General features: G+C 45.9%; 11 protein-coding genes. 7 read left to right on the plus strand and 4 right to left on the minus strand.

Translation table 11 applies throughout. From position 1 onward, the window contains the following. Positions 1–12: 12 nt before the first annotated feature. Positions 13–279, minus strand: coding sequence for a DUF433 domain-containing protein (locus QUB26_RS21725; protein WP_333241628.1), 267 nt, complete (start codon positions 277–279; stop codon positions 13–15). A gap of 462 nt (positions 280–741) precedes the next feature. On the opposite strand from QUB26_RS21725, the gene QUB26_RS21730 reads away from it, so the two are divergent. Beyond that, on the plus strand, positions 742–1,083 hold the full coding sequence (locus QUB26_RS21730; RefSeq protein WP_333149124.1) for a hypothetical protein: 342 nt from the start codon (positions 742–744) through the stop codon (positions 1,081–1,083). Positions 1,084–1,224: 141 nt separating this feature from the next. Here QUB26_RS21730 and QUB26_RS21735 read toward each other — a convergent pair whose 3' ends face one another. Next, entirely contained in the window at positions 1,225–1,617 is a 393-nt protein-coding gene (locus tag QUB26_RS21735) for a DUF4189 domain-containing protein (RefSeq protein WP_333053569.1), read from the minus strand. 135 nt (positions 1,618–1,752) lie between these two features. Between QUB26_RS21735 and QUB26_RS21740 the strand changes: the two genes are divergently transcribed. The 5 genes from QUB26_RS21740 (at position 1,753) to QUB26_RS21760 (ending at position 5,106) form a co-directional block, all read left to right on the plus strand. Further along, positions 1,753–2,598: a hypothetical protein gene (locus tag QUB26_RS21740; protein ID WP_333241630.1), complete on the plus strand. Its 846-nt coding sequence runs from the start codon at positions 1,753–1,755 to the stop codon at positions 2,596–2,598. A gap of 12 nt (positions 2,599–2,610) precedes the next feature. Further along, positions 2,611–3,249 (plus strand): ThiF family adenylyltransferase, encoded by a 639-nt coding sequence (locus QUB26_RS21745; protein ID WP_333319674.1) that lies wholly within the window; start codon positions 2,611–2,613, stop codon positions 3,247–3,249. Positions 3,250–3,289: 40 nt separating this feature from the next. Continuing rightward, on the plus strand, positions 3,290–3,736 hold the full coding sequence (locus QUB26_RS21750; protein ID WP_333203420.1) for a peptidoglycan-binding domain-containing protein: 447 nt from the start codon (positions 3,290–3,292) through the stop codon (positions 3,734–3,736). Between the two features lie 143 nt (positions 3,737–3,879). Beyond that, complete coding sequence (locus QUB26_RS21755; protein WP_333319676.1) at positions 3,880–4,446, plus strand: DUF924 family protein; 567 nt, start codon at positions 3,880–3,882, stop codon at positions 4,444–4,446. A 204-nt stretch (positions 4,447–4,650) separates the two neighbouring features. Then, positions 4,651–5,106: a DUF6575 domain-containing protein gene (locus tag QUB26_RS21760; protein ID WP_333319678.1), complete on the plus strand. Its 456-nt coding sequence runs from the start codon at positions 4,651–4,653 to the stop codon at positions 5,104–5,106. Positions 5,107–5,171: 65 nt separating this feature from the next. Here QUB26_RS21760 and QUB26_RS21765 read toward each other — a convergent pair whose 3' ends face one another. Then, complete coding sequence (locus tag QUB26_RS21765) at positions 5,172–6,518, minus strand: sorbosone dehydrogenase family protein (protein WP_333319680.1); 1,347 nt, start codon at positions 6,516–6,518, stop codon at positions 5,172–5,174. A 306-nt stretch (positions 6,519–6,824) separates the two neighbouring features. Next, positions 6,825–7,325, minus strand: coding sequence for an autotransporter (locus QUB26_RS21770; RefSeq protein ID WP_333241644.1), 501 nt, complete (start codon positions 7,323–7,325; stop codon positions 6,825–6,827). An 810-nt stretch (positions 7,326–8,135) separates the two neighbouring features. On the opposite strand from QUB26_RS21770, the gene QUB26_RS21775 reads away from it, so the two are divergent. Then, positions 8,136–8,771: a L,D-transpeptidase gene (locus QUB26_RS21775; RefSeq protein WP_333241646.1), complete on the plus strand. Its 636-nt coding sequence runs from the start codon at positions 8,136–8,138 to the stop codon at positions 8,769–8,771. Positions 8,772–8,917 lie beyond the last annotated feature (146 nt).

The following is an 8,917-nucleotide window of genomic DNA, read 5'->3' on the forward strand; positions in this document are numbered from 1 at the left end:
ATTATTGCATTTTCACATCGACTTCTTCCTTCTTCCTTCTGCGATAATTTCTAGTAATTCTGGATTAGCGATGGAGGAGAGTAACTGGGAATCCGCACCCGCCAAAGCAGCGCGTAACTTTTCCGAAGTCAGTGCGGGATATTTTTCTAACACCTGCTGTTGAGTCCATCCCGCAGCAAAGAGCCCTAGCAAAAATTCTACAGACAATCGAGTTTCTGGCGCTGCTGGTTGACTTGTTGAAGCTTTCGGGTTTGGATGAATGAGCTTTCGCCAGTCCATTGTTTTACTTAAACGATTTGGGAAGATTCCGCCGATTATACTGCATTTGGACACAGTAGAAACACGGGCATCGTTGACTGACTTTGTAACAGTGCCACCGCAGGTCATACCATGTTAAATTTTAGATTTTAGATTTTAGATTGGGAATCACTGATGAATTAAGGGTTTGAAGCTTGGCTAGAGTCGCATTTTTTGGGAACTGGTGTCATTTGGCGATTTTGCCATTAAATTGTTATTACGATCGCAGTACAGCACTTTCTTATAGACTAGACTAATGGGGTAGCGACGGGGCGAGATCCCTTTTTCCTTCAGTCCGTTTCAATACCGAACCGCGTTAGCCAAGCCCGCCCCTACGGGGGCTACGCCAACGAAGAGGATCGCACTAAATCTCAACCCACTGTCTAACGGACTGTGCCATCCACAGTGCAACCCACAATACAACTACTTTAACTTCTTAAAACTATGGGAAAAAAGTCGAAAGCCAAAAAATCCCAGGTCAAAAAATCTAGTTTGCTCTCCCAGCGACTGCAAGAAGCTCTCGATCGAGGCAGCAAAGTTTGGATTAAAACAAATAATAGCAGTTTCGGTGGCATCCCGATTAATTTGTTCGGGGAGTTTGCGGAACTTTTGGTGATAGTTCCCCCTAACGAACAGGCGGAAAATATCGATGCTTACGGACAAGTTACGTGGCTGATTCGACTCTCTGATATTATTGCACTTGCTTACCCTACTGAATACTGGTCTAAAGATAGATTAGAAAGTTTGCTGCCACCTGATGCAGTTACTTCCGAAGTAGGAGATTAACTGTAAGGTGCACATGGCGCACCCTACTTTTAGCCGATTTGTATTCTGTAAGGTGCGCCCAGCGCACCTTAAACTTACTATTTTCTAAACTATTTTACCAGCGATAATCTACACTTCTCTGACCAATTTTTATCACTTTAATTAGTTGTTGCAAGCTGAAAGCTGCACTTTACAACTGCCGCCCTCTAGTTCGCTGCAACCGGCGAGAGCTTGAGCTTCTGCTGCGGCTTTATCGTCGCCCCAGCCCGCACCGGCTCCTCCTTTGCCTACGGCGATCGCTCCACAATTATTACTATTAGATGTCAGCGGTTCGCAGTCGTTAGCACCTCCGCTTTGTTCATTGCAAGCGGCTACTGCTGCGTTTAGTGCTTCTTTCTCCGTAGCATGATCCCAACTAATACCAGTGGCGTCAGAAGTCGGAGAATAAGCAGTAGCTCCATAGCTGTCCTGAGCTTTAGCAACCTGGACTGAGCCAAAAAGAGGAAGTGTCAAAGCAGTGACTACAACCCACTTAGAAAAAAGCTTTTGCAGCATATTTACTTAAGATATTTACAACGTTAAGTTGCGAGGTTCGCTCAATATTAGATTAGGAGATTAATTTCTGTCAATAGTGTTGAGGAATCTTTATAATTTCTTAAATTAAAAGTGTTTTGGGTAACAAAAAGTAAGATGACGGAGGTCAATTCAGTGGCAGATATCCGCAAAATCCTCAGCCAACTGGCTGCCCAAGAAGCGCACCTACTCGATACCCAATTCCTGGCTCCTTGCGTGCGTGGGGGAAGCGTGCGGATAAGAGTTAGCTCAATGGTTTATACTTTTCTACCGCAGCCGCGCAAATTTGAAGGATGGGCTATTTTTAGGCCGATTAATGAGAAAATTGCTGCGGTAATTGAGGAGCCGAGTTTGCCACAAGTGACCGACTATTTGCAACTCCTCCTCCCCGTTCGCTTGCACTTGGCTTACGTGCTGCAAGGGCAAACGTGGCTGGCTTATCCTGTTAACGAATCTGATGCTAAACAGCGCACGGGTGTTGCGAAACCAGTACCAGTGCATTTAGTAACAGAAGGTTCGCAGTTTGAGCCGATTGTTGCGCGCTGGGACGGTCATTGTTTGTGGTTTGAAGAGATTGACAGGCGCGCCGATCCGCTGCCATCTGAGAAGTTAAAAGCAGCTTTAAAAAAGTTGATTTTGCCTCAAGAAGTTCGCTTTAAAGGGATGACGCCGGAAATGCGAACAGTTTACGAATTGGTGTCCCGAAATATTAAAGATTTCGATCCGAAAGTGCGGGAAGAAAAGCGCTTGCAGCGGGCGTTGAAAATGGGCGGCGGTGAATTGCGGGATTTTTTAGATCGCGAAAATTATTGGTTGGTTGAATGGACTAGCGGAACGGGAGAACACCACACTTCTGCGATCGCCAAAAATGACTTGACAGTTATGAGTGCGGGGATTTGTCTCAGCGGATTGGACAAAGACTTCGACTTGCATTCATTGGTTGGAGTCGTCGAAAATCGCTAATTCTTGATTACCATGAGCATATTTTTTCACGAACAACTTTATAGAAGTGCCGCAGTGATGTCGCTGATCAAAAATTTCCCGGTAACGGTGTGCGGCGCGGGCGCTTTGGGTGCGAATATTACAGAAAGTCTGGCGCGATCGGGCTTTTGTCAGTTAAAAGTCATCGATCGCGATCGCATCGAGGAACGCAACCTTTCCACTCAACCCTATTATCGATCGGACATCGGCGCATTCAAAGCCAAAATTCTCGCCAACAACCTCTATCGCGCTTTGTCCGTCAGCATTGACGCGCACTCAAAAGAATTGACACCCGCAAATGTCGATCGGCTGCTTGTCAACAGCGCCACAGTCATCGATACTTTTGATAACAGTGTCGGGCGACAAGCAGTCAAGGATTACTGTGCGAGTGCCTCCCTTCCCTGCGTGCACGTCGGATTAGCTGCCGATTACTCCGAAATAATTTGGAACCAACACTATCGGGTTCCTTCAGCCGCGAATGATGACGTTTGCGATTACCCGCTGGCGCGAAACTTGGTAATGCTGACAGTTGCAGTTGCCTGCGAAGTAATTGTTACCTTTGCTGCTACCAAAGAGCAACAAAATTTAACTTGCACGATCGGAGATTTTGCAGTAAAGCCACTTATATTGTAGAATGTCGGTTGACTGTTGCCAGAAACCAGGTGAATCGAGATTGGATGCACCCATCCCAGAAACCCGGTTTCTCACTCTCAAACAATCGTCAAACTTGCAAAAAACGCTTGAGAAAATTAACAGGGAAAGTATGGCGGGAACACAGACTTTTTATTATTTACTAGCAATTCTCGGTCTATTAGTTTTGACTGGCACAAGTAGAGCCAACTATGCAGCGAGCTCCGCAGTTTGCCACACAGATGATTGCCATCAACCAGTAGTGAGACACCATAAAAGGATTTTAAAATGCGGCTCGAAAGGGGCAGATGTTAAGAAACTGCAAAAATTGTTGAACGCGCGGGGCTTGTCCGCACACCCGATCGTAATTGATGGCGTTTTCGGCCCGACAACCGAAAATGCAGTGAAAAGATTTCAGCGACAAGCGGATATTCCTGTAGACGGAGTTGTGGGAGGCAAAACTTGGGACAGACTGTTTGCTAGTTTGTAACTTTAAGCACCGGACAACAAAGGTTCCTAAGTCATCATTGCTAATCATTAATCGCTGCGGTTTGTAGTTGGACAGATAGCGCATTTTGTGCAACTACAGACACAGAAGCTTTAATCAACAATCAATCGCATACTAGATTGCTAATGAATGAAGTTTTAGATTTTTGGTTTGGTCGATCGCACTCTCCTGAGTTTGGCAAAGTCCACAAGAAATGGTTTGAAAAAGATGCGGATTTTGATGCCCAAGTGCGATCGCGATTTCTCCCGCAATACGAACTAGCCGCCTCCGGTAAACTCGACTCATGGCAAGATTCCCCCGAAAATTGCCTAGCATTAATTATACTGCTCGATCAATTTCCGCGCAATATGTTTCGCGGAACGCCCCAAGCATTCGCCACAGACAACAAAGCTTTAGCCACCGCCGAATACGCTGTTAATCATAACTTCGATCGCGAATTGGTTACTGTACAAAAATGGTTTATTTATTTGCCTTTTGAACACAGCGAAAACTTAGAAAACCAGCAAAAATCTGTCGAACTATTTAGCCAACTCAGCGGCGAACCAGACAGCGATTCAGTCATTGAATACGCGCAGAATCATTTGGAAATAATCGAGCGTTTTGGGAGATTTCCCCACCGCAATGAAATTCTCGGCCGCGAAACAACCCCGGAAGAAGCGGAATTTCTGAGACAACCCGGTTCTGGATTTTAAAGCGCGATCGCAAAACCTTTAGGCTACTTAGATTATCAATATGTGCTTCAAACACCAAGAATATATGGAACAATTAATAGCATTTAAACTCAATAAATTTCCTCTAACTCTCAGTGCGTAGGTTGGGTTGATGAACGAACCCTCCGTTTCACTCCGCCCAACATTTTCGCTACAAATTTCCTTAACTGAACCGTATTGGAATATATGGAACAATTAATAGGATTTAAACTAAGTAAATTTCCTCTAACTCTCAGAAGTATAGTCAATTTAGAGTATTTCGACGGCCCCCTGCTATCGCTTTTTGAGAATGAATACGGCGATAGCTATCTTTATTCTTGGTGCGATGTAGATAATTTGTACAATCGCTGGTTGGTTTTCCGAGTTGCACAACTAACTCTCAAGCTTTACATAGAGGGACAAGTTTCATTGCATGAGTTAATTGTAAATCCTGTTGACGGATTTCTATATTCATTAGATATAGACAATGATTTACAGGTAAAAAACACTTATTTAATCCTGCCTGAAAATTTACCGACAATCTACTTGCCAGAAACAGATTCCTATTACGAACTGTCTGATTTAAATGGCGAAACTGCGGAAGAAGATAGGTTATTAATTTTTCAAAAAATTTCCGGCGAATCTCAACTTAGCAAGGTTTGAAGCTGACTAAAAAACCAGATCCCCGACTTCTTGAAAAAGTCGGTATCTAATAGATCGCCCAATCGTCAGCGGCGATACTGCACCCGATAAATCCGGTTGTTCGCTTCCTCAGTAAACAGCAAACTCCCGTCAGGTAAAACCAGCAAACCAACCGGCCTCCCCCAAGTTTTCGGGCCAGACGGATCTGTGAGAAAACCAGTCAGAAAATCCTCATAATAACCTTGAGGGCGTCCGTTCGCCGCATTAAAAGGTACAAACACGATTTTATAACCAGTTCCAGCGTTCCGATTCCAACTGCCGCGAAACGCCACAAATGCCCCATTGAGAAATCTTTTAGGAAACGTTTTGCCGTCGTAAAACTGAAGCCCCAAAGCTGCCGAGTGCGCCTGAAACAGCACGTCCGGCATTAATGTTTTAGCCGCTAAATCAGGTCGATCGCTATTGCCATTTCTGGAGTGGCGCGGGTCGAGCAAGTTCGGCTTAAAATAAGTGTAAGGCCAGCCGTAAAACTCGCCTTGACGAATTCTTGTCAAGTAATCCGGCACCAAATCATCTCCCAAACCGTCGCGTTCGTTGACTGTCGTGTAGAGTTGATTGGTTTTTGGGTGAAAATCCAATCCTACCGGATTTCGCAACCCAGAAGCAAAAATTTGTTGGTTCTTGCCGTCCAAATTCATCACTTGAACAGACGCCCTCGGCAGCGGTTCGACATCGGCATTAGACTGCGATCCAACTGAGACGAAAAGCTTGCTATTGTCGGGGGAAACGACAACATTTCGCGTCCAGTGTTGGTTGTAGCCGCCTCCCGGTAAATCGGCAATTTTTTGACCAGTACCAGTTAATTGTTCCTGCCCTTTTGTGTAGGGAAATCGGCGGACTTCAGCGGTATTTCCGAGGAAAAAATAGCGATCGGCAAAAGCCATGCCAAAGGGAATATTTAACCCGTTTTGGGCACTGGCAAAAGTTTTGCGAACCTCAGCAACCCCGTCGCCGTTGGCATCCCGCAACAGCGTAATCCGATTCTGCCTGGTTTCTGTTACCAAAACATCGCCTGTCGGCGTCAAAGCTAGCCATCGGGGAGCGTCTAAATTGTCAGCAAAAACGTTGACGACAAAGCCAGGAGGCACTCGCAGCACTGGCGATGCGGGAATCGGTATTACTTGAGGAGGTTTTGAGGCGCTTTCGCTGGCTCCTGGCTGCGGCAAAGTAGTTGCAACAATGCGGATTGGCTGCGGCGACAGCGGTTTGGTCGGTACAATTTGATTTGTCGCAACATTTGCCAGCGGTGCACGGGAGGGAATTTGCGACAGGGGGCCGTTGTCGCCCACAGCAGGGGCGATCGCATCTGTAGCTCGATCGCACGCAATCATCGGCAACAGCAGAATTAGCAGCAAGAAATGCAGGTAATACATAGCAGCGATTTCTCCACAATTGCTGGACAATTCTATTATTCTAACTGCTATTAAACAGCGAAGCCACCGCGTGCGCGGCGACTTAATTTCGCTTACTCATACCAGTTGCAAAAAAAGAAGGCAACTGTAGGCCCGTGTTCCAAACCTTGATCTTCATCAGTCAATCGATTTTAGATTTGCTATTTTAGATTTTAGATTGAAGAAAGCAATCCCACGAATTAATCCGGGGGCCCCGGATCAAATTGCTTGATTCTCATTGGCAATTTTCAATCTAAAATCTAAAATCTAAAATCGTATAACCTAGGTCTACCAAAGTCCTCTCACAGGAGCCGGACGGGGAGCAGGAGCCGGAATCGGACGGGGAGCCGGAACCGGAGCCGAACGCGGAACGGGAGCCGGGCGAGGTACCGGAGCGGGTGCTGGAGCCGGACGCGGTGCCGGTGCTGGGGTTGCAGGACGAGCAACCGTTGTGGCTACCACCTTATAATCGGGGATCACCGCGATATTTTGGATCTGAGATCCGGCGACGGTGGCTCTGACTTTCATTCCCGGTACGAGGCCAATAATTCTCAGGACGCATCTTTGAACCCTGAGAGTCCTGTACGGCGCGCTTTCTTCGCGAATAGTTACTACGTCGCCGACAATACTTTTGACAAAACCGACAATGGTTGTAGTGTTTGCTGTTGTGGTGGTCTGCGTTTGGGCTATTTGAGTTGCAGGGTTAGCCATCGCAGGATGTACTGAGACCGCCGAAATTACCACCGACAGTGTTGCACCTGTCAATAATTTGATGTTCTGAAGACGCATTGAAACCTCACATTAACTGCTATTCAGGGTCGGGTTTGCTTCCGCTGCACGAAAGTCCCAACCTCTATACCTAATCCAGTTTAATCCCCAGAGTAGGAAATTTATGACAATCTCAAAAAAAGATTATCGAACAAGTATTGAAAGACTAAATTTTACATCATAAGTTCCCGATTTACAACAAGTTCAGCGGTTTGCATCTCTAGAGTGTTGCCGTGATATATTGAGTTTATTCGATCGACCGTTGCCGTTTTTTTCCGCCCACCTAACTGTTGCTGGGGGGGAACTCTACCCAAAGACAGATTGTGCTTGCCGGATACTGCAGCGCCATAGTTTGAATAGTCGATCCCCAGTCGGTCATTGCTAAAAAATCAAATTAGTCGGAGGTAAAATTTCATCATTTTCTTGCAAGATTTACGCAGAAACCTGGTTTTTTAACGACATTCTATTGCGTAACTCCACTGAGCCACTTATAAAAACCTTGTGGTTTTGGTATTATTGCCTAAGCTTTGTGTTGAGTTACCAGTTATCAGTGGTGGAATTTCAACTAAAAACTGTACAGCGCAGTTGCCGTCATTCGATTTTAGATTTTAAATTTGAGATTTTCGATTGACACCACGGATAAATCCGGGGGCTTGAGGATGCAAGGATTTGGGATTGGGGATTGATTCCACGGATAAATCACGTGGCGGGTACCATCAAGAAATTCTTGGTCAAAAAGCATCTCAAAATTTTTCGGATCGGGTGCGGTTGGCGGATAATTAGATCGGAACTTTGTAGGAAATGCTGGTGAGGAGTTTAGCGAACAAAACAATGGTGAACAGCAAATTTTTGTTTAACAAGTTAATTGTACTGAGCTTGAGCGCAGCCGCGCTGTCGATCGGCATACAGCAGCAGACGACTGCCGAAGTGGTGGCTAATTCAAGCAATAGTGCGATCGCAGCGCAGCGGCCCACCTCCGAGACACAGTTGCCGAATCTCGGAACCCCAGAACTGCCGCCCTTGGGAGAACCATTTCGTTACATTCCCCAGGAACCACAGCCTGCGGTAAATCCTATTGAGGAAGTGCGTTTAGTGCTGAAATTGCGAGAACGCCGCGTCTATGTTTACCGACAAAATAAGGTGCAAACCAGTTTCCCGGTTGCTGTGGGAAAAGGCGGGTGGGAAACTCCAACAGGCAATTTTAAAGTTATGCAAATGATCAAAGATCCAGTTTGGCAAAATCCTTGGACAGGAGAACTTATTCCTGCTGGGCCAGACAATCCATTAGGGAGTAGGTGGATGGGGTTTTGGACGGATGGCAAGAATGTGATTGGTTTTCATGGTACTCCGAATCCAGAGTCGATCGGGGGGGCGGCTTCTCACGGCTGCGTCAGAATGTTTGATAAAGATGCACAGGCTTTATTTGAGAAAGTCGCAGTTGGCACACCGGTGATAGTTGAGCATTAATTATTCGGAGTTTGGGGTGCATCAAAATATCTAGGAACAGGCAAGATGCCTGTTCCACAAAAATTCAATACAGGCAAGATGCCTGTTCCACAAAAATTCAATACAGGCAAGATGCCTGTTCCACAAAAATTCAATACAGGCAAGAT

Origin of the sequence: Microcoleus sp. B4-C1, from assembly GCF_036705285.1 — a bacterium.
Classification (GTDB): Bacteria; Cyanobacteriota; Cyanobacteriia; order Cyanobacteriales; family Microcoleaceae; genus Microcoleus.

Bases quoted from the DNA above. Each gene is read 5' to 3' on its own strand.
- QUB26_RS21755 (WP_333319676.1), top strand. From the start codon at position 3,880: ATGAATGAAGTTTTAGATTTTTGGTTTGGTCGATCGCACTCTCCTGAG.
- QUB26_RS21730 (WP_333149124.1), top strand. From the start codon at position 742: ATGGGAAAAAAGTCGAAAGCCAAAAAATCCCAGGTCAAAAAATCTAGT.
- QUB26_RS21745 (WP_333319674.1), top strand. From the start codon at position 2,611: ATGAGCATATTTTTTCACGAACAACTTTATAGAAGTGCCGCAGTGATG.
- QUB26_RS21760 (WP_333319678.1), top strand. From the start codon at position 4,651: ATGGAACAATTAATAGGATTTAAACTAAGTAAATTTCCTCTAACTCTC.
- QUB26_RS21735 (WP_333053569.1), bottom strand. From the start codon at position 1,617: ATGCTGCAAAAGCTTTTTTCTAAGTGGGTTGTAGTCACTGCTTTGACA.
- QUB26_RS21770 (WP_333241644.1), bottom strand. From the start codon at position 7,325: ATGCGTCTTCAGAACATCAAATTATTGACAGGTGCAACACTGTCGGTG.
- QUB26_RS21775 (WP_333241646.1), top strand. From the start codon at position 8,136: ATGGTGAACAGCAAATTTTTGTTTAACAAGTTAATTGTACTGAGCTTG.
- QUB26_RS21725 (WP_333241628.1), bottom strand. From the start codon at position 279: ATGGACTGGCGAAAGCTCATTCATCCAAACCCGAAAGCTTCAACAAGT.
- QUB26_RS21740 (WP_333241630.1), top strand. From the start codon at position 1,753: ATGACGGAGGTCAATTCAGTGGCAGATATCCGCAAAATCCTCAGCCAA.
- QUB26_RS21765 (WP_333319680.1), bottom strand. From the start codon at position 6,518: ATGTATTACCTGCATTTCTTGCTGCTAATTCTGCTGTTGCCGATGATT.